At 66.0% G+C, this 19,056-nt stretch carries 10 protein-coding genes; 5 read left to right on the top strand and 5 right to left on the bottom strand.

What is annotated here, in order from left to right:
- The first annotated feature begins 597 nt into the window (after nt 1-597).
- Nucleotides 598-1,818, top strand: a complete 1,221-nt coding sequence (locus tag ACLQ2S_RS25010; RefSeq protein WP_425703299.1) for a hypothetical protein — start codon at nt 598-600, stop codon at nt 1,816-1,818.
- Between the two features lie 366 nt (nt 1,819-2,184).
- On the opposite strand, the gene ACLQ2S_RS25005 is transcribed toward ACLQ2S_RS25010, so the two are convergent.
- Both ACLQ2S_RS25005 and ACLQ2S_RS25000 read right to left on the bottom strand, forming a co-directional pair.
- Nucleotides 2,185-3,591, bottom strand: coding sequence for a hypothetical protein (locus ACLQ2S_RS25005; RefSeq protein WP_425703297.1), 1,407 nt, complete (start codon nt 3,589-3,591; stop codon nt 2,185-2,187).
- Nucleotides 3,588-4,520 carry a hypothetical protein gene (locus tag ACLQ2S_RS25000; RefSeq protein ID WP_425703295.1) on the bottom strand — a complete coding sequence of 311 codons (933 nt, stop codon included), beginning with the start codon at nt 4,518-4,520 and terminating at the stop codon, nt 3,588-3,590. The genes ACLQ2S_RS25005 and ACLQ2S_RS25000 overlap by 4 nt, the downstream gene beginning before the upstream one ends.
- Nucleotides 4,521-5,226: 706 nt before the next feature.
- Between ACLQ2S_RS25000 and ACLQ2S_RS24995 the strand changes: the two genes are divergently transcribed.
- Nucleotides 5,227-5,532, top strand: a complete 306-nt coding sequence (locus ACLQ2S_RS24995) for a hypothetical protein (protein ID WP_425703293.1) — start codon at nt 5,227-5,229, stop codon at nt 5,530-5,532.
- A 681-nt stretch (nt 5,533-6,213) separates the two neighbouring features.
- Here ACLQ2S_RS24995 and ACLQ2S_RS24990 read toward each other — a convergent pair.
- Nucleotides 6,214-8,988, bottom strand: coding sequence for a hypothetical protein (locus tag ACLQ2S_RS24990; RefSeq protein ID WP_425703291.1), 2,775 nt, complete (start codon nt 8,986-8,988; stop codon nt 6,214-6,216).
- A gap of 236 nt (nt 8,989-9,224) precedes the next feature.
- Here ACLQ2S_RS24990 and ACLQ2S_RS24985 point away from each other — a divergent pair, with 236 nt between their 5' ends.
- Nucleotides 9,225-10,769, top strand: coding sequence for an ISL3 family transposase (locus ACLQ2S_RS24985; protein ID WP_425703289.1), 1,545 nt, complete (start codon nt 9,225-9,227; stop codon nt 10,767-10,769).
- 52 nt (nt 10,770-10,821) lie between these two features.
- Entirely contained in the window at nt 10,822-11,424 is a 603-nt protein-coding gene (locus ACLQ2S_RS24980; RefSeq protein ID WP_425703287.1) for a hypothetical protein, read from the top strand.
- Here the strand turns inward: ACLQ2S_RS24980 and ACLQ2S_RS24975 are convergent.
- Together ACLQ2S_RS24975 and ACLQ2S_RS24970 are read right to left on the bottom strand one after the other, a co-directional pair.
- The gene (locus tag ACLQ2S_RS24975; protein WP_425703285.1) at nt 11,421-11,891 is read right to left on the bottom strand and encodes a hypothetical protein; all 471 of its coding nucleotides are present in this window, start codon (nt 11,889-11,891) and stop codon (nt 11,421-11,423) included. The genes ACLQ2S_RS24980 and ACLQ2S_RS24975 overlap by 4 nt on opposite strands.
- A gap of 772 nt (nt 11,892-12,663) precedes the next feature.
- A complete protein-coding gene (locus ACLQ2S_RS24970) occupies nt 12,664-13,029 on the bottom strand; it encodes a hypothetical protein (RefSeq protein ID WP_425703283.1) in 366 nt (121 codons plus the stop codon).
- A gap of 979 nt (nt 13,030-14,008) precedes the next feature.
- On the opposite strand from ACLQ2S_RS24970, the gene ACLQ2S_RS24965 reads away from it, so the two are divergent.
- Nucleotides 14,009-19,048 (top strand): polymorphic toxin-type HINT domain-containing protein, encoded by a 5,040-nt coding sequence (locus tag ACLQ2S_RS24965; protein ID WP_425703281.1) that lies wholly within the window; start codon nt 14,009-14,011, stop codon nt 19,046-19,048.
- Nucleotides 19,049-19,056 lie beyond the last annotated feature (8 nt).

The raw sequence follows: 19,056 nt of genomic DNA, 5'->3' as shown, positions 1-19,056 counted from the left end.
CGTCGGGGGTTGCCATCGACGCGCCCTTCTCTCTGATGCCACACTGCTAAAATCACGGCATGAGCACCCATGCTGAGCATGGGTGCTGCAAATTTGTGTTCGGACACGTTATTTCCACACGAAGCGTGATGGTTCTTCGTGTTTTGCGTGATCCCCGTCCCGTTGGGCGGGGATTTTTGCTGTGGCGGCGAGGCCGCTTCCCTGAGGGTTGAGCGTGTAGATCGCGGTCTCGGCTTCGAGGGTCCATGCGTGGTGGTCGCAAACGATGATCATGTTGTTGGTGCGCAGGTAGGTGGCGACCTTATCCGGGTCGGGGCTGCCCAGCGCGGGATGGTGATGGTGTAGTCCACAGTCGTGGCGGATGAGGTCCAGCAGGTGGTCAGTTCCGCCTCATGAAGGGCAAGATCCTCGTCCGAGTGCCGTCCGGTCTGGGAACCAAGACCCTGGTGCCCGGCTGTTCCTCGGAGCAGTGGCGACTCAAGATCCCATACCCCGGCCTGCGAGATTTCTCTGGCGTTCGCGCAACTCGCGACTTCCACTTTCCGGGACCAGGCCGGTTCGAGCACCTGGCGTCTTCGTTCAGCTGACGCCGGCCCGGTGGACGCCACCATCGACGGCATCACACCCGCAATTCGTGCAGACGATGTACGAGGAAGAATTCAGCATGTGACCACCGCATCCATGCCGGCTCTCACCGACCGGCCTGCCGACTTCGCCTATGGCTACCGCATGCGGTGCGAGTGCGGCGGCGCCTCGGACCTGAGCGCGGACGACTACGCGGCCGAGGTCGACGAGGCACACATGCCGTGCTCGCCCTGCGGCAACCGCATCCACTTCGGCCGTGCCGTCATTGCGTTGCGTGACCCCGCCGACCCCGCGCTGGACAACGGGCAGCTCAATCGGTTCGCGTGGTACCACACGAGCACCTCGCCGGACTGGCCATCGCCGACCTATGCCCAGCAGCAACGCCAAGCGCTGACCCGCGGCATACCCTCTATGCGCGAAGAGGGGGTCGCCCGGCTGTCGAATCTCGCGTTACATGTGGGCACGTACGAGGCCGCCATCGAGAACATGCTGCGCCGCATGAGAAACCAGAGCGACGCCGACTCGAAGTTCTTCCTGTACCGGGTGGCGCTCGACCTCGACCCGCAGCGGGTTGAAGCCGGCTACCGGGACGAAAACCTGCAGCCTGCGGCCCAGCTTTCCAGCGCCGAGCTTCGCGAGCAAGGCTTCCAGGCTGTCCGCTATCTCAATGTTTACGAGTCGCCCGGATCGTTGTCACTGGCGGTGATCCCGGATGCGATCACCGCGGTTCAGGTGGTCGACCTCGACGCCCACGGGCTCGTGCCCGATCATGACGCGCACATGAGCCGACAGCTCAGCGCGTTCCAGAGCGACCTTGACGAGCTGCGGTCCAGGCCACCGACGCCGACCGATCGTCACATGTCAGTGCTGGAGCAGTTGCAGGCTCGGGTCGAAGCTCGGCGCGGGAAGACGGTCGGCGTGAACCGGTCGGGAGCAGAGTTCGGGGAGCTGTGGAAGGCAGTCGAGTCGGCGCTGGCCGAGCGCTATCTCCTAGGAGTCAACGCGATAGTGGCCCGTGGGTTCAGTAGTGCTGTTCGGGCCCGTCGACGGCATGACGATGGTGATGTGTGGTCGTTCGCCGACTTCTACGCGACCCGCGCGTTCGTACTCACGCATCCGTCCCAGGTCGTCGCCTGGCTGTCGACTCAGCCAGCTGCAGTCCCCAGTGCCTCGCGTACTGAAGATCCGATGGGTCGTAGCCAGGAGATACCGATACCGCCGACGGCCATATGACAGCGCCACGATCTCGTCTGTAAGCACAGCTGCGGCGCCGGAGCCGTTGGACACGGACAGCCGCCTCGGCATGCGCAGTGGCCAGGACGAGGTCCTGGTCGATAGGCGAAGAACGGCCGACGGCCTTCGTGCGGCGAAAGATCACCAGGGCGATGCAGGCCAACAGTGGATGGCGAAACTAGCTGCTGTGGGCTGGGGTCGTCGGGATCGTTCCATTCCCAGGCTGCTCTTCCAGTAACAGCGCCGGTTTTTCGGGCCGGGCCTGACGTGTTCAGCCTGGGCTGACGCAGAACTCTGCTCAAAGTTCAATATTGAAAAAGACCATAGGGACGAAGGGCGGCGCGTGCGGCTGGCTCAGTCGCCTCTTCATGCCCACACCTTCCACTCATCGGGGAAGTGGGGCCACGGCGTAATCCCGTCCTGCTGGCTGCGCAGCAGAGCCGCCAGGTGCTCGCTCCAGGTGCCGAGGTCGATCAGCTCCAGCAGCAGCCGGTTGAGTTCGATGAGGTTCATCGAGGTGGTCTGCGCGCGGCCGTTGCCCACCGGCAGCATGACCGATAGCAGCGGCTGGCTGTCGGTCTCGCTGCCGTCGAGCTGCTGGCGCCACTCGGCGGTGACGCCGTGGTCTGCCAGGGCGGAGATCACGGCGTCGGGTGACATCGCCACGTAGAAGAATATTGAGTCCGTGATCAGCCCAGCTGCGATTTCCGGAGCTACCGGGTAGATGGCCCACGGGGGTGCCGTGGGGACACGACCGGCGCGGTCGAGGCTCGACAGCACAAGCTTGTGGTCCTCTGACCTGATACCGGCCTTACGCCAGTAGCTGCGGAAGCGCTGACTGAATTCCTCGCCGAACTCTTCCTGCGTCGACAGGTTCGGTGCGGTGTACAGGCTCGCCGCCATCACGGCTCGGCCGCCGGGGACCTTGACCCCTTGCATGCCACGCTCGTGAGCGAGGTTCAACGCCGCGCGCAGCGCATCGAGATGAGTGCGGTACGGCATGGCCATCCGGACCAAGGTCTGACCGCCCCGCAGAAACGGCGTGCCCCGGGTGAGCGAGTCCACCACCGCCGACAGCCGCCCCTGCTGGGCAGAGTTTTGATACCGCTGGTTGGTCTTGATCTCGTGGAACGCGACCACCTCGTCGTGGAATACGCTCACATCGCCCAGCCGCAGCACGTTGGTCAGATCGTGTAGGAGCGCGAACCGGCCCTCGCGCCAGCAGTTGTCGACGAAGGCGAGTTCGGCAGCGAGACCGTCCTTGCCGGCCATCGGACCGGCGGACTCACCGCGAGATAGGGCCAGGATGTGACTTCGTTCGTAGCCGAACGCCCGCCAGGCCAGCGCGTCGCCGACCGAACGCAGCTGGCGGCACACCCGCTCATGGGCGACGTACTCCAGCTCCCATGACACCGGATCGTGCGGATCGAGCCCGGACTCCAGCTCCGGTGCCGTCGCGGGCACGTCACGGGCGTTCTTGCGGACACGTTTGCGTATCCGGCTGACGGCCGCGCGCCGCTGCTCGGTGTCCAGCACAACGGCCAGCAGATCCCGCTGCAGTTGGTACAGGTCTGTATCCGACCGGCTGGCGCGAAGCTGGTAGATCAAATCGGTGACCGTATTAAAAGCCCACTGATGCCGTGGGTGCATCAGGACCACGTCGACCTGCTCCGACTCCAGACTGTCGAGCGTGTTGCGTGCGGGCCGGCGGCCCTTTTGCGGCGCGGCAGGCTGTGGAGTATCAGTGGGCTGATCCACGCCGGAGATGGTCACGAGGCGGCCCCTTCGGTCTGCGACAGGCTCTCGATCTCGGCGGCGGTCGCCAGCGTCGCCAGCAGGCCGCGGGTGCGTGCCTCGCGATCGTCGAGGTACACCTTGGCGAACATGATGTCTTTTGCTCCCATCAGATCGCGGGTCAACGACTCGACGGCGATGAACGCCTCCTCGAACATGAGCTCCAGCGCGACAGCCAGCGGCACGAACGTGTTCGACCCCGGGATGAACAGCGACTCGACGTAGCGGATCTCGGGGGTCAGTGTGAGCTCGGGCGGATTCACCGGCCGGCGGAACTTCACGGTGGCCAGCACCATCCCGTCGGCCAGCGCTCCGGTGTTCTCCTTGAGGCTCACCACGTCCATGGGCGGCTCGATTGTCACCCTGGACCGGTAGACGCCGTGTGCCACCACGGTCAGCCGCCGGTGCTTATCAAGGTTCGACAGATCCCGGACCATGGCAAGGTTGTGCACGCTGTCGTCGGGGTCGCCGTGGTACGGCTGGAGCTTTTCGAGCTGGTCGACGAGGTCCTGCGGCAGGATCTTGACCAGATTTTTGGCAACGGCGGCGAAGCTGTCGCTCGTGTCGCAGATCGGGAACTGCAGTCGGTGCTTCTGCACGTCGGTGTCGGAGAAACCCAGGCGCTGACGGGCGACCACGGCCAGTGCGTGATCCAGTGCCGAGCGCATGTTGTTGACCGCGTCGCCAGTCAGGTACGCCCAGTCCTCGGGCACAGGGTTCAGGATGTTGATCCTCCATTGGACTCGGACGAGCTCGTCAGTGGCCGAACGGGCGTTGTCGAAGCGGACGATCTCGTAGTGATCGTGCTTCCGAAACTCGGAAGCCGACTCCGTGACCTGCCCAAACAACTCGCGTGCGCGCAACAGTTTGCCGAAACAGCTGAGCATCGCCGGCAGTGCTGTCGCCATGACCTTCTCCTGGAAGCATCTGGTCGGGTCCGGCCAAAGGCGTCACGGCACGCGGTCATAGCGACGCTTTGACGGATCGTGATCGCCATTGTCCATGCCGCTATTCCGGCCCTACAAATGAAATAGGTGCCACTGCGCTTGCGACTGTAAAGGGCTGAAAAAGGAGAAAAGGGGCATAAGGGTCCGTGATCTGGTGCCGTAGCGCCAGGATCTCGGCGTCCTTGTCCCGGTCGCTCATCGACAGGAGCCGCGGCAGCGCGAAAGCGTTGGTCACACCGAGGTAGGCCAGTCGAAACGGTACAGCCGGTCATCCTCGCGTAGCGCGCAACGTCAGTTTCCGACGATGACGATCAGGCTGGCAAGCAGAGTTTGATCGGTCTGGACGCGATCACTGTGTGGATATCTTTCGTGTTTGGCCTCGGATACCAGTCTTCGTGCGGGATCACGGGAGCTCACCACCCTGGTGGCTCCCGATGACCACGCGCTGAGGCCGCGCGAACGGCTGCGGCGGTCGCCATGACGGCCGCCCGGCAACCGCCCCGCCGACGCCTCGACGAGCAGCTCATCGGCGCGGTCATCCCCACCCCACTTCCTCGCCCGGCACCGCCACCGGCTCCAATGCCGCAGCTACCCGCAGCCGCCCCACCTGCGCGGGAACCGGTCGACGACATCGTCTTCGACGTGGCCCGCCCGGACGCCGACGGCTGTGGCCGCCCGGGCGTTGCTGCGGGCGCTGGGCTGGCCGTCCGGTCACCGCCACCACATCGACGTCGCCGACGGCCTGCTCCTGATCACCGCAAGACCTGACGGCACGTACGCCGTCGGCGCCCGCGGGGCACTACCGCTGCCCGTCGCGGCCCGGCAGATGTGCGGCATCCACCCGCACCAGGTGGTGCTGCTGGCCGCGATCCCCGCGCGCGATCTGCTCGTCGTGCACCCCTCGAACACCATCACGCGGCTCCTCTCGGACCTGCACGCCACCCTCCTCGGAGGCGCTTCTCATGCCGGCTGATCCGTCACGCATCACTGCCAGGCAGATGCTCGCCCATCTAGGCCTCACCCCGGCCGACCTCGCCGTCCACCCTGACCCGGCACCGCGTATGCCGACGGTCGCCGAATACCTTTCCGCGCGTCGCGGCCGCGGCCAGTCCGGGCACCCGCCGCACCTACGGCACCTAATGGAACCGCATGGCCGTCGTCCTGGGCCATCTGCGGCTGGACGAGGTGACCGCCAGCGACATCGAAGCCCTCATGCGCCAGGTCATCGCGGCCGCCCGCGCCGTCTCGACGGCTACCTCACCGCCGTGGACAGCCCGGCGCACCGGGTGGCCAAGCCGCGCCGGCTGCCCAACCCGCGCAGGGCCCTCACGCCAGAGGAACTGCAGGACATCAGCCTGGTGGCGCGTGCCAGCGGCAACGACGTCGTCCTCGACGCCTTGCTGCTGCGGCTGCACACCGAAACCGCCTGCCGCGTGATCGGATGTCGACGGGGTGACCTCCAATGGCATCGGCACGTCGGAGTCGACGGCGGACTTCCCGCGCGGCCGACGCGGCCCCGTCGTCAAATCCATGACCGGTCTCGACCGGACCATCGAATGACCACGAGTCCAGTCGCCGGCAGAGGGGGCACAGGTATCTGACGGGACGCGCTGAGCCCTGTGACGGCATTGGCCGCCGCGAGAGGTGACCGGCTTCAATCGAGGAGTCTGTGGTGATCGTTGAGCCAGCCGACTCCGACAAGATCCTGGACCAGCCACCGGTACGCCAGGCTGGCCGCCGGACACGTGTGGCCCAGAGGCAGGTCTACGATCTGGAGCGGGCTCTGGCCGAACGTCGTCCGAGCGGCGCTGCGGCGCTCCTGGCTGAAGGTCCAGAACGCTTGACCGTTGTCGGGTACGAGTCGCAGGTCGACTGACGGCACGTCCGATCGCTGGGCAGCGGGGTCGGGGTCCAGGCTGACGATTATCTCGATCGTGTGCGCGTTCTCGTCGTTGACGGGGCGCTGGATGAGTCCTTCGACGCGTACGGGCAGCATGCTGTAGAGCCCCAAGGCGTCACCGAAGGCAGGGAAGGAGGTTTCGGCGAGCTGCCGGTAGCCGATCAGGGCTTGTCGCACGATGTCCGTTGCCAGGGTCAAGGTCAGCTTCGGTGAGTACGTCTGCCAGCGCCACCTGCCTGTCCCGGGTTGATCGCCTTCGGGCCAGGGTGGCAGGAGCGTATCGCCGTCCTCCATGTCCAGTTGGGCGGCGAGCCATCGGATGTCGTCCGAGTCAATGGAGCGGCCTGTGCCTTGCCATGTCGACCGCGCCGACCGGTTCACCCGCTCCATCCACTTGGTGACGGTGTCACGCAGTTCGGCGAGGTCGATGGTGCGGCGTCGGCGTGCGGCGCTGTAGTTGTAGACGAAGTCGGCGAGTAGGTACAGCCGTTCGCGTGCCAGCGTTGATGTGCGGGGAACGGGCAGGGTCCGTCTCCTGATCGCGTTCTGGAGCTGTTGCTGCAGCGTGGCCTGGGCGCGCAGCCAGCGACCAAGGTCAGAGGTCGGAAAACGAATCCCCTCGATGCGGTGCCATCGGCCGAGGCTGGGCCATGCTTGGGGAAGTTTGATGACCTCTGGCGGCGGCAGCTGGTCGCGCGAGCGGGCGAGCGTCAGATAGCCGTTCTGCAACCAGGTGCCCCACTGGACGAGGCGACCGTCGCGGTGTTGTGCCAATGACTCGGCCAGGGGTCCGAGTCCGCTTAGCAGGGCTTGTTCCGCGCCGCGCAGCCATTGCCCTGCGCGGATGGCAAGGTCGGGCTCGGCGGCGACCTCGCCGGTGGGGTCGCGGCGGCTGATGAGCGCCGCGATCGCCTCACGAGATGGACCCTCATGGGTGCGGTCCGCACTGGCGTCGGCGATCTCATCGAGGATCCAGAACGCTGCCGCCGGATTGACCGTCGCAAGGCCGGCGAAGAGGCGTTCTTGATCCTGGTTGATGGCGGTGGACACGGCGAATGCGAGCGCGTACCGCCACCGGGGGAACGAACTGGCTGCTGCGATCGTCTCCAGGTCAGCCAGGCCCAGCCGGAGGGCTTCGGCCCCGAAGTACTGCTCGAACACGGGCAACGCGAACGTCAGCTCCGTGTGGTCGCGGACGACGAGGCCGGTTGCGGTGAGGCGGCGCACGAGGGGCAACGACCCGAATGAATCACCGGTAACTGGCTGCGACTGTCCGAGGATCCGAATGGCCAGCCGAGCCAGGTCCTGCCACGTGTCATCAGCAACCTCGTGGCTCTGCGGCTCGATGACCATCGTCGCGAGACCAGCCAGGAGTTGAGCCCGGGACACTTTGGCGTCGCGGCCAGCGTGTACTCGGGCCGCCAGGCCAAGAGCGGTCAGTGGACTGGTGAGCAGGTCAGCCGTTTCGGTGTTCCACAGGTGCCAGGGGATGTCGTCACCGAGAGCCAACTCTGCCAGCTCGGCGCCACGCTGGGCCGGCCACCGCTCGATGGGGATCTTCTCCTCGTCGGGCACGGGGATTCCCGGTCGCGCGGTCGCCAGCACGCTGACCCGAGGCCACGTGTGGACAAGTTGGCGGGCCTCGGCGAGGAGACGGGCGGCTTCCCGCAACGGGACACTGTCCAGGTCATCGATGACCACCTGGCAGCGGCCGGAGGGGTCGCCGCCAAGCTCGTTGGCGATCACCAATTCCAAGCTGGCAGTGATGTGCCGAGCCGGAAGAAACAGCGGAATCTCGGTGTCCGGGTCGTTGGCCGCCACCTGGACAGCCTGCCCCCACCAGCGCAGTGCCTGTTCCGACTTGCCGGCCCCAAGCCGGCCCACCAGAACGCGGACCTGCCCCACGGGGACCTCAACGAGCGGTTCCTGGCTCGCCGCCATCCACGCAAGTACCGCCGAACGCCGCTCCGCCGGCACGAGCGGTGTCAACCGGGACACTCGCATGGCGTGGCCTCGCCGAATAGCCAGTTGCCATGTCTCGATCCGGCCGCGCATACGCGGGTTGAACGGCACGACTGCGCTGATCTTCTCGACGATGGCGCCGAGGTCGAAGGGTGCGACCGCCTCGCGGGCCTCTTCGTCGCTGATCTGCCAGCTACGGTGCGCGCGTTGGAAGTCGGCCAGCTGATCCCGCTTCCAGGCCCGAAGCATCTCGGCGGGGTACTCGTCCGGGACCTGATCGATCTCCCACGCGTGGGGAAAGCACAGCAGGAGGAGGTTGCCGACGTCGCGGTTGTCGGCTTCGCTCATGGCTGGGTCCCAGCGAGGGCCGCCTTCGCTGCGCGCGTGGATATGGGCCACGTGGCTGTTGAGAACGTGTTGGCCGGTGTCCGCGTTCACTGTGTACAGCTCGGCACGGCACCCAGGCTTCGCGCACGCGAGCGCAGTGCCGTAGAGCCGCCGCACGGTGCCAGGCGTGGGCACACGGTGCTCGATCGGCTTATCCGATGCGGCGGAACGCTTGGTCACGGCCCCCATTCTCCCGGTCCACGGCCCGCTCCCGTCCCCCGGGCACGCACCGAGTCGGCGCTTCGTCAGCGACCGATGCGGTGGCAGCATGACCGGCTGGCGGGGCTTCACAACGGATGGATCAGAGCCGAAACCGTGGCCGCCAGCGGGGAGATCTACTGGCCGCCTACGAGGAAATCCGAGGCTCTGTCGCAGACTTGATGATCGAGCGGCGTGGATCATAGTGTCGGTCGCTTGTGGACGCCGTATGTGCTCTCTTTCCTCACCTCTCACGGGTGGCTGTAGATCGAGTTCAGGCTGAGGGCGAAGGGCTGCTGGTCCAGGCTGCCTCGACGGCCGAGTTGGCAAGCTGCCCGAAGTGCCAGACGGTGTCGGGGAGGGTGCATAGCAGGTATGTGCGCCGCTTGTCGGACGCTGCGGTGGCGATGCGGCCGGCGCAGCTGGTGGTGAAGGTGCGCAGGTTCTTCTGCGACAACCTGTCGTGCAGCCGGAAGGTGTTCTGCGAGAGTCTCGGGTTCGCCGACCGGCATGCGCGAAGGACTCGGCTGGCCGGTGACGGGCTCACGTCGGTGGCGCTGGCGCTGGGTGGTCGTGCTGGTGCAAGGTTGGGCCGCGCCTTGGGGATCGGGTGCAGTCCGTCGACGCTGCTGCGGGCGGTCCGGCGGATCCCGGAGCCCTCTGTGGTGACGCCGCGGGTGCTGGGCGTGGATGATTTCGCGCTGCGCCGCGGCTACGTGTATGCCACGGTGCTGGTCGACATCCAGACGGGCAGGCCGGTCGAGGTGCTGCCCGACCGCACCGCGGAAACGCTGGGCACGTGGCTGGCCGCCCATCCCGGGGTCGGGATCATCTGCCGGGATGGCAGCACTGCGTATGCCGGTGGTGCGACGGCCGGCGCGCCGGACGCGGTGCAGGTCAGTGATCGTTGGCACTTGTGGCGGAACCTGTGCCTGGCGGTGGACAAGTGCGTGGCGCGTCACCGTGACAGCCTGCAGGAACTGCCGCTGGTTGCGGCGGCGCCGATGGAGCAGCCAGCCCAGGTGCCGCCGCCTCGGGAGTCGGGGCTGGCGATCCGGACCCGTAATCGCTACGCCCAGGTCCAGGGTCTGCTGGCCGACGGCGTCTCGCGGGCGGCGATCAGTCGCCGGTTGAAGCTGGACCCGCACACCGTCCGCCGGTTCGCCGACGCGACCTGCGTGGAGGAGTTGCTGACCCGGACCGCCCGCCAGAGCGTGCTCGACGAGTTCAAGCCGTACCTGTGTCGGCGCTGGAACGAGGGCTGCACCGACGCCGAAGCGTTGTTCCGCCAGATCGCCGCGCAGGGCTTCCGGGGCAGTGTCAAGACGGTGCGCCGGTTCCTGCAGCCCTACCGGGCGGGCCTGCCCATGCCGGCGTCGATGCCGGCGGTGATCAAGGCCAGGCAGGCGGCCGGATGGATCGTCACCGACCCGGACAACCTCGCCCCCGAACACCGTGACCAGCTGCAGCGTCTACTCGAGCGCAGCCCGGCCCTGGCCGCCCTCGCCGGGCACGTCCGCGAGTTCGCCAAGATGATGAAGAACCTCACCGGCCACCACCTCGGGCAGTGGATCACCAGCGTGCTTGCCGACGACCTGCCCGGCCTGCAGCGCGACCTCGACGCGGTCACCGCGGGACTGACGCTGCCGTGGAGCTCAGGGCCGGTGGAAGGCCACGTGAACCGCATCAAGATGATCAAGAGGCAGATGTATGGCCGCGCTGGTTTCGACCTGCTGCGCAAGCGGGTGCTGCACGCCAACTGATCCCACCGCGGTGTGACCGCCTGCGGGCGGGAGCCGTCGTTAGGGTGGTGGCATGGCGCGCAGACACCGCAACGACCCCCGGCCCGGCGACGAGGACTTCGTCCCGTTCACCGACGCCGAACGCCGCGCCCACGCCGACGCCCTGTCGGTCGCCCATGCCGGCCACGACTGCGCCGAACAGGCCGCCAGCCTGTGCCAGGCCGGAGAGTACTACGCCATCCTCGGCGACCACGACCTGGCCGAACAGATGTTCCGCCAGGCACTGCCCATCGAAGACGCCGAACCCGGCGCCCCGCAGGCCGCCTACGCCTCGTTCCTGCTCGACCGGCAGCGCCACGACGAAGCCATGGCCATGATCACCGAAGCGCGCCGGCTCCACCCCGAGGACCCGGACGTCTTCATCGTCATCGGCGAAGCCCTCGCCGAACACGGCCACGCGCAGCAGGCCGCCCGCTGGTTCACCGCCGGCCTGGTCACCCACCTCGGGCATCTCACCGATCTCAACCTGGACGACCTGCGCGACGACTTCGACACCGAGCTACTGGCCCGCGGCCGCTACCAGGCGCGCCAGGCCCTCGAACTCCCGCAAGACCACATCGACGCGCTCGTGCAGGAACTACGACAGGACAACGCCGCCACAGCCGACGCTCATTAGCGTCCGTCGATCATCAAGTCTGCGTCAGAGCCAAATCCGATGGCCGTTGACACCCGGTGCGGCAGCCAGCGGCGGACACTGCGGTCAACACGACGATACCCAGACGCGCGGCTGCTATAGGATTTACGGCATGAGCACCTATGCTGAGCATAGGTGCCGTAAATTTGTGATCGAATCCCCCCTCGGACACGAACCAAATCCCAACGGTGTTCGCCAAGATCAATTCGGGCGAACACCGTTCGTGTTTCTGCGGAGTATGTCAGCCTCAGCCGTAGGCTTCGGTACAGGTCGAGCTTGTCTTCGGGTTCTGCCTCCTCCAGCGCCGCAGCGATGTTGCCCAGCTCGGCGATCAGCGAGGCGATGTCCTCGGCGGTCATCGAGTCGATGGCGTCGGACTCGCGTGCAGCGGGGCGGCTTGCCAGCGCCTTGTCGCGCTGCTGTTCAGCTTCGGCGATCCAGCCCGCCACGACCGCCGGGCTGGCTCCGTCGTCGAGAGCCTGTCTGTAGCGAGCGATCTTTTTGTCGAACTCCGCGGTGATGGGGATTGTGTGGCTTGCGGCGGTAAGGGGTGCCGACTGGACCGTGTTTGGTTACCCGGACCGATACGGTGCGTGATCGTCATCAACTGACGGTCTGCAGGGTGTGGGTTTCGTTCTTGTGTGGACCGTCGAGGGTGTCTAGCGTGGCGAGCACTTCGAGATCGACGGGAGTGGTTGCGATGCTTGCTGGCCGCCGTGGGGGCCCTGCGTGCGATCGGTCAGGTGCGCGGGGAAGGACCGGGGCGGGCCTTCTGGCGGTGGCGGTGCTGGTGGGTTTGTTGCCGGTGTTGCAACTCGAGCAGCCAGCGGAAGCGGCACCGGTATCGAAGCCGGCTGACTCTCCGTCGGTGGCGAGTGTTGCAGTCCGGCAGACAGAGCAGGATCCAGATCCGGATGGCGAGATTGCGGTGACGGAGCCGCTGCCTGCGGGGGAGTTCCCGGCAGGTGGTGAGGCGGTCATCAACCTTCGGGGTGACGCCGGGGATCGGACGGCGTTCGGGGTGACGGTTGAACCTGCCGTCGAGGCACCTGCTGGTGAGGGTGTGGCGGCGCGGGGCCTGACCGGTGGTGAGGTGGGGTCGGTGCGGGTGCGGTCGTTCGACCGGTCGGCGTCGGTGGCGTTGGGTAATGCGGGCCCGTTGTACTCGCTTTCCCGGGCGGACGGTTCCGCGGCGGCCGGTGCGGTGCAGGTCGTGGTCGACTATTCGGATTTCGCGCAGGCGTACGGAGGTTCGTTTGCTGACCGGTTGACGTTGGTGCGGTTGCCGGGGTGTGCGGCGACGACGCCGGAAGTGCCGGAGTGTTCGGCTGATCCGGTGTGGGTGTCGGCGGTGAATGATCCGCACGCGAAGAGGTTGACGGCGGTGGTGGACGTTGCCGGTGACTCGACCGCTGCCGGCAGTCGCACGGGTGCGTTCGAGGGCTTTACCGCGCAGGCATCTGTCGAGTCGGTAGGCGTGTACGCCCTGGCGTCGTCGGCGTCGGGTGGGTCGACCGGCTCGTACACGGCGACGGATTTGAAGCCGTCGGGGTCGTGGCAGGTGGGGGAGAGCGCGGGGTCGTTCACCTATTCGTATCCGTTGCCGGAGCCGCCGTTGCCGTATGGGCAGACGTTGGGGTTGGGGTTGTCGTACAGCTCGTCGGCGGTGGATGGGATGACGCACGGCACGAACAACCAGTCGGGTCCGGCCGGGTTGGGGTGGTCGTTCTCGCCGGGCTACGTGGAGCGGATGTACAAGCCGTGCCGGACACACAAGACGGAGATGTGTTGGGAGTCCCCGGACGGTGAGGACGGCGAAGCGGCCACGAATGATGTGGCGGCGTCGCATATCACGATCTCGTTGCAGGGGCAGTCGACGCAGATCGTGAAGACCACGGCGGGGGTGTGGAAGCCGGTTGACGATCTCGGGTGGCGGGTGGAGTTCCTCTCCGGTGGTGCTGAGGACGACGGCTACTGGAAGGTGTGGACGCAGGACGGCACGGAGTACCGGTTCGGGTATGTGCGGGACTCGGTGTGGAAGATGTCGTTCCTCGGTGATGAGGCGGGGGAGCCGTGCCACAGCGTGTATCCGAACTCGTGTCGGGATCCGTGGCGGTGGAACCTGGACCGGGTTCGGGATGCCAACGAGAACGAGACGTATCTGCACTGGACGCGGGAGACGAACCACTACAAGCGGGCGTTGACCGGTTCGGTGCTGGAGTACGACCGCGGCGGCTATCTGTCGTCGATCGAGTACGCGAAGAACGCCACCGAGGCCGGGGCAGTCCCGGTTGGTCGGGTGTTGTTCAGTTGGGCGAACCGGTGTGTGGAGCGCACCGCCGAGGACGACCCGCTGAACAACACTCCGGCGTCGTGTCCGTCGCTGTCGTCGAACCCGACCTCCTACCCCGACGTGCCCGGGGATCTGTCGTGCGGGTCGTCGTCGTGTGGGAACTACACCCAGTCGTTCTTCAGCAGCAAGATCCTGGACCGGGTGACGTCGTACCAGTGGAACGCCGGTACCGCGGCGTGGAACAACATCAATCGCGTCCAGCTGCGCTACAAGGTGGTCAACCCGCCGGGCATGACCGAGCGGGTGTTCATCCTGGACTACATCCGTCCGATTGGGCTGATCGGCGCGGACACGAACAAGATCGACATGCCGCCGGTGAACTTCGACTACGTCGACGGGACGCAGCCGAACTACCGGGACGGCCGGGTCGACTACGACGAGACCGGCGTCGGTGTGTCCGCGATGCGGATGCCGCGGCTACTGGTCGTCCGCAACGGCCTCGGTGGCCGCACCGAAGTCACCTACGGCACGCAGAAACCGTGCCCGCAGGGCGGGTCGAATCAGTCGGGCTTCAACAGCTGGCACAACGGCAAGCAGGGCAACTGGGACGTCAACACCGAGGACTGCTACCCGATCTTCCACTCACCACCCGGCGCCGACCCAGGGTTCGGGATCTTCCACAAGTACCTCGTCAAAAAGGTGGTGGAGAAGGATCAGGTGGGTGGGTCACCGGACCAGGTCACCCAGTACGACTACTCCGTCGGCACGCCAGCGTGGAAGAACGCCAACAACCCGCTCGTGCCCGACGCCGAGGAGTCGTGGAGCGTCTTCGCCGGCTACAACCGTGTCCGCGTCGTGCAGGGCTCGGGCACGGATCCGTCGAAGTACACGGTGTGGATGTCGACGTTCTTCCGCGGCCTGTACCACGACATCTACGACCCCGGCAGCGGCGGCGGCATCAAGGAAACCACCGTCTCCGACTACGCCGGTAACACCTACGACGACCACTCTGCCCGCGCCGGTCGGACCCTGCAGACCCGCCAGTACCGGATGACCACCTACAACGCGAATCCGGCCAACGCCTCCTACACCGAGGTCGCCAGCACCCGCTACGACCACATCATCCAGGGCAGCTTCAACGGTCCCGGCTACGCCAACCCCCGCCAGGTCCGCGTCGGCTTGGAAAGCAACCGGGTCAAGCTCGACGACGGCAGCTGGCGGACCAGCGAAGAGAGGACCATCTACGAGTCGACGTACGGGCTGCCGATCCGGTTCCACCAGTACAACGAGGTCGGGGTCGCGGACAACACCTGCACCTCCTACACCTACGCCCAACGCAACGAACCCAACTCCTTCTACATGATTAACTTCCCGGAGCGGGTGGAGACCTGGTCCGGCGATACCTGCGGCTCGGGAACGTTGCTGTCGCGCGCAGTCACCTTCTACGACACCTACACGGTCGAAGGCTCCCAGACCCCGTTCGACGGCAACGTCGCCGAGGTGCGCACGTACCGCAGTCCGACCAGTTACGTGTCCAGTGGCCGTAGCACCTACGACAACACCGGTCGGATCCTGAGCACGACCGACTCGGCCGGATTGACCATTACCACCAGCTACAGCCCGGGTGTCAACTGGCCCGACAACGGCATCACCAGCACCGTCGGCGGTGGCTTCAACCACTCCAGCACCACTCTGATCGACCGGCACACGGGTGAACCGTCGCGGATCACCGACCCGAACGGCAAGGTCACCGACCTGGTCTACGACCCGCTCGGCCGACTGGTCGAGGTGTACGCGCCGGGGCAGGCGAAGTCGTCCGGGGTGCCGTCGCTGCGGTTCGGCTACCAGCTCACCTCCAGCGGGATCGGCCAACCCACCTCCGCCGCGCGGACCAGGACCGAAACGCTGCAATCCCACGATGGCAGCCCGGTCTACCTGAACTCCTACCAGTACGTTGATGGTCTCGGCCGAGTACGGGAAGTCCAGCAGCCGGGTCCGAACGGTGGACGGGTTGTCACCGCCACCACCTACGATGCCCGTGGCAACGTCGCCGCCACCACCGACCCCTTCCACAACAGCTCCGCGGCTGGTTCCGGGTTGGTCAACCCGAGCCTGGCCACCGTTCCTGCCGTTCGCGAGACGACCTACGACCATCTGAATCGGGCCACCGCAGTGGTGGACAAGAAGCTCGGTACGGCGTGGCGGCAGACCGCTACCACCTATTACGGCGACCGCACCATGGTCGTGCCCCCGGCGGGCGGGACCAGGACGGTCAGTCACATCGACACGCGGGGCAACACGACGCGGCTGGACCAGTACACCTCGGCCACCAACCCGAGCACGTACCAGAGCACCACATACACCTACGACCTCCTGGACCAACTCACCACGGTCGTCGACCCCGACGGCAACACCTGGACCAACACCTACGACCTCGCCGGCCGTCTCACGCAGAAGGTCGACCCGGACTCCGGCACCGCCACCACCCACTACGACACTGCCGGCCGAGTCGCCTACACCATCGACGGACGCGGGCAGAAGATCTCGACCGAGTACGACGCGCAGTCCCGCACCAAGGGTCGGTGGGCCGGCGACGTCGGCACCGGCACGCGACTGGTCAGCTACGTGTATGACAGCATCGCCAAGGGGCGCCTTACCTCGTCCACGAGGTGGCGCGACGGCAACGCCTACACCACCGCGGTGACCGGCTACACCGACCGCTACGAACCGACCGGCACCATCGTCACGATTCCCGCCGTCGAAGGCGCCCTTGCCGGCACCTACACCACCGGTGTCGCCTACAACCTCGCCGGCAAGATCACCCGGCAGACCTTGCCCGGCATCGGTGGTCTCCCCGCCGAGACCATCACCTCCACCTACGACACCAACGGATACGCGCGCTCCACGACCGGCCAGATCGCCGGAGCACCCGACACCAAATACCTCGCGGACGCGACCTACTACAACCACGGACCCGCACACCAGAGCCTGCACGGCGCCCCCGGCAACCAGGTCCGGCAGACCACCACCATCGACACCGGCACCGGACGGCTCGACGCCCACGACGTCGCCACCGAAAGCCCCACCACCCCCGGAACCTTCACCAGCAAGTTCACCAGCGGCTACACCTACGACCAGACCGGCAACATCACCTCCATCGCCGGAAAAACCAACGGCACCACCGACCAGGTCGAATGCTTCACCTACGACCACCTACGTCGGCTGACCCAAGCCTGGACCCAAACAGCCACCACCTGCGCCACCCCCCAACGCGCCGGCGCTGACCCCTACCACCGCTCCTGGACCTTCGACGCCCTCGGTAACCGGCTCACCCAAACCGACCACAACACCACCACCGGCAACACGGTGTGGACCTACAACACCGGCGCCCTCCACGGAGTCACCGCCCACCAGATCGCCTCGGTCACCGCCACCGGCCCCCTCGCCGGCACCGGAACCCGCGGGTTCGCCTACGACGACGCCGGCAACATGACCCAACGCACCACCCCCACCGGCGCCACCCAGGCGCTGACCTGGGACCCCGAAGGCCGACTCGATACCCTCACCGAAGACACGACCTCCACCGAGTACGTCTACGACGCCGACGGCAACCGACTCATCTCCCGCGCAGACGACAAGACCACCCTCTACCTCGGCAGCACCGAACTCGTCGTCACTCCCACCAGCGGCGGACCCCTCGGCACCCGCTACTACGCCGGCATCGCCGTCCGTGACGCATCCGGGCTGAAGTGGACCATCAGCAACCACCAAGGCACCGGCCAGGTCCAGATCGACGCCACCACCCTGGCCAGCCAACGCCGCCGCACCATGCCCTACGGCGAACAACGCGGCACGACCCCATCGGTCTGGCTGGGTAGCAAAGCCTTCGTCGGCGGCACCCAAGACGACACCGGACTGACCCACCTCGGCGCCCGTGAATACGACCCCACCCTCGGCAGATTCATCTCCGTAGACCCGGTCATGGACCTCGCCGACCCCGAGCAATGGCACGGCTACGCCTACGGCCGCAACAGTCCGACCACCTTCAGCGACCCCTCAGGGCTCTACGCCCTCGGAGACGGCGACGGCCATGTCAGGGCCTACAAGAGCCACACCGGCACCAAGATCGTCAACTACACCCCGAAGTACAGCAGCAAAAGCACCACCACCCCCAACACCAACCCCACTCCGCCGAAGAAGAAGTCCACCACGAAGCAGGTCGTCAGTGGCCTTTGGACGGGTGCAAAGAACGCGATCGTCAGCCCCATCGTCGACACCTTCAACACCATCAAGAACAGCTGGGTAACGACCTACAACAACGCGAACGCCGTCTACAACGGCGACATGTCCCTCACCGACGCCCTGTGGGACACAGGCAAAACGTTCGCCGAAAACTACATCTCAGCCCTCATCAGCCCGGCCGTTGCGGTCAAGGACATCTACCTCGGCTGGTGGAACGCATGGTCGAACCTCGCCGAGGGAAACATCGAAGCAGCCGTAACATCCGGCACGGAAGCAGGAATCGGCGCAGGAGGCATCGCCGCCGGCGCTCGCTTCGGAATCAAGGGCAAAGGCGCGTGCACCCACAGCTTCGCACCAACCACCGGCGTCCTCCTCGCTAACGGCACCACCAAAGCCATCGCCGACGTCAAAGTCGGAGACCTCGTCCTCGCCACCGACCCCGAAACCGGAAACGACGAAGCCAAACCCGTAACCCAAACCCACACCAACCAAGACACCGACCTCACCGACCTCGACGTACGCCTAGCCGACGACTCCACCACCACCCTCGAAACCACCCAACACCACCCCTTCTGGAGCCAAACCCGGACGGAATGGATCAACGCTGCCGAACTCCGCCCCGGCGAACAACTCGCGACCGCCGACGGGACCGAAGTCACAGTCAATGCCGTCCGCAACCATCGCGGCGACGAACAAATGCACGACCTTACCGTCGCCGACATCCACACGTACTATGTGATAGCCGGCAACACGCCGGTCCTCGTCCATAACTGTGGAAAGAATCAGGGCGTCTATGAGTTCCAAGATCAGTTGAACCCTGGTAAGACGTACGTCGGCAAGACAAACAATTTCGATCGACGCCTTCAGGATCACATCGATAGCGGCCGGCTAAGGAGTAGAAGCGACGCCACTTGCACTCACGTGTGCGGGACGGATGATGATCTCTTTGTAGCGGAACACCTTCGTATGGTGGAACTCCGTAAGCAAGGGGTTCCCCTGTCGAACGAAAAGGCGTCGCCGGGCAAGAAAATATATGAACAGCGGCAATATGAACAGTTGAAGCTTTGGTGAGGGTTCAG

Source organism: Micromonospora sp. DT48, assembly GCF_049844495.1.
Classification (GTDB): domain Bacteria; phylum Actinomycetota; class Actinomycetes; order Mycobacteriales; family Micromonosporaceae; genus Micromonospora.
The sequence above is the reverse complement of the archived record's forward strand: the minus strand, read 5'-3'. Positions and strand labels throughout refer to the sequence as shown.

Bases quoted from the DNA above. Each gene is read 5' to 3' on its own strand.
- ACLQ2S_RS25000 (WP_425703295.1), bottom strand. From the start codon at position 4,520: ATGGCGACAGCACTGCCGGCGATGCTCAGCTGTTTCGGCAAACTGTTG.
- ACLQ2S_RS24980 (WP_425703287.1), top strand. From the start codon at position 10,822: ATGGCGCGCAGACACCGCAACGACCCCCGGCCCGGCGACGAGGACTTC.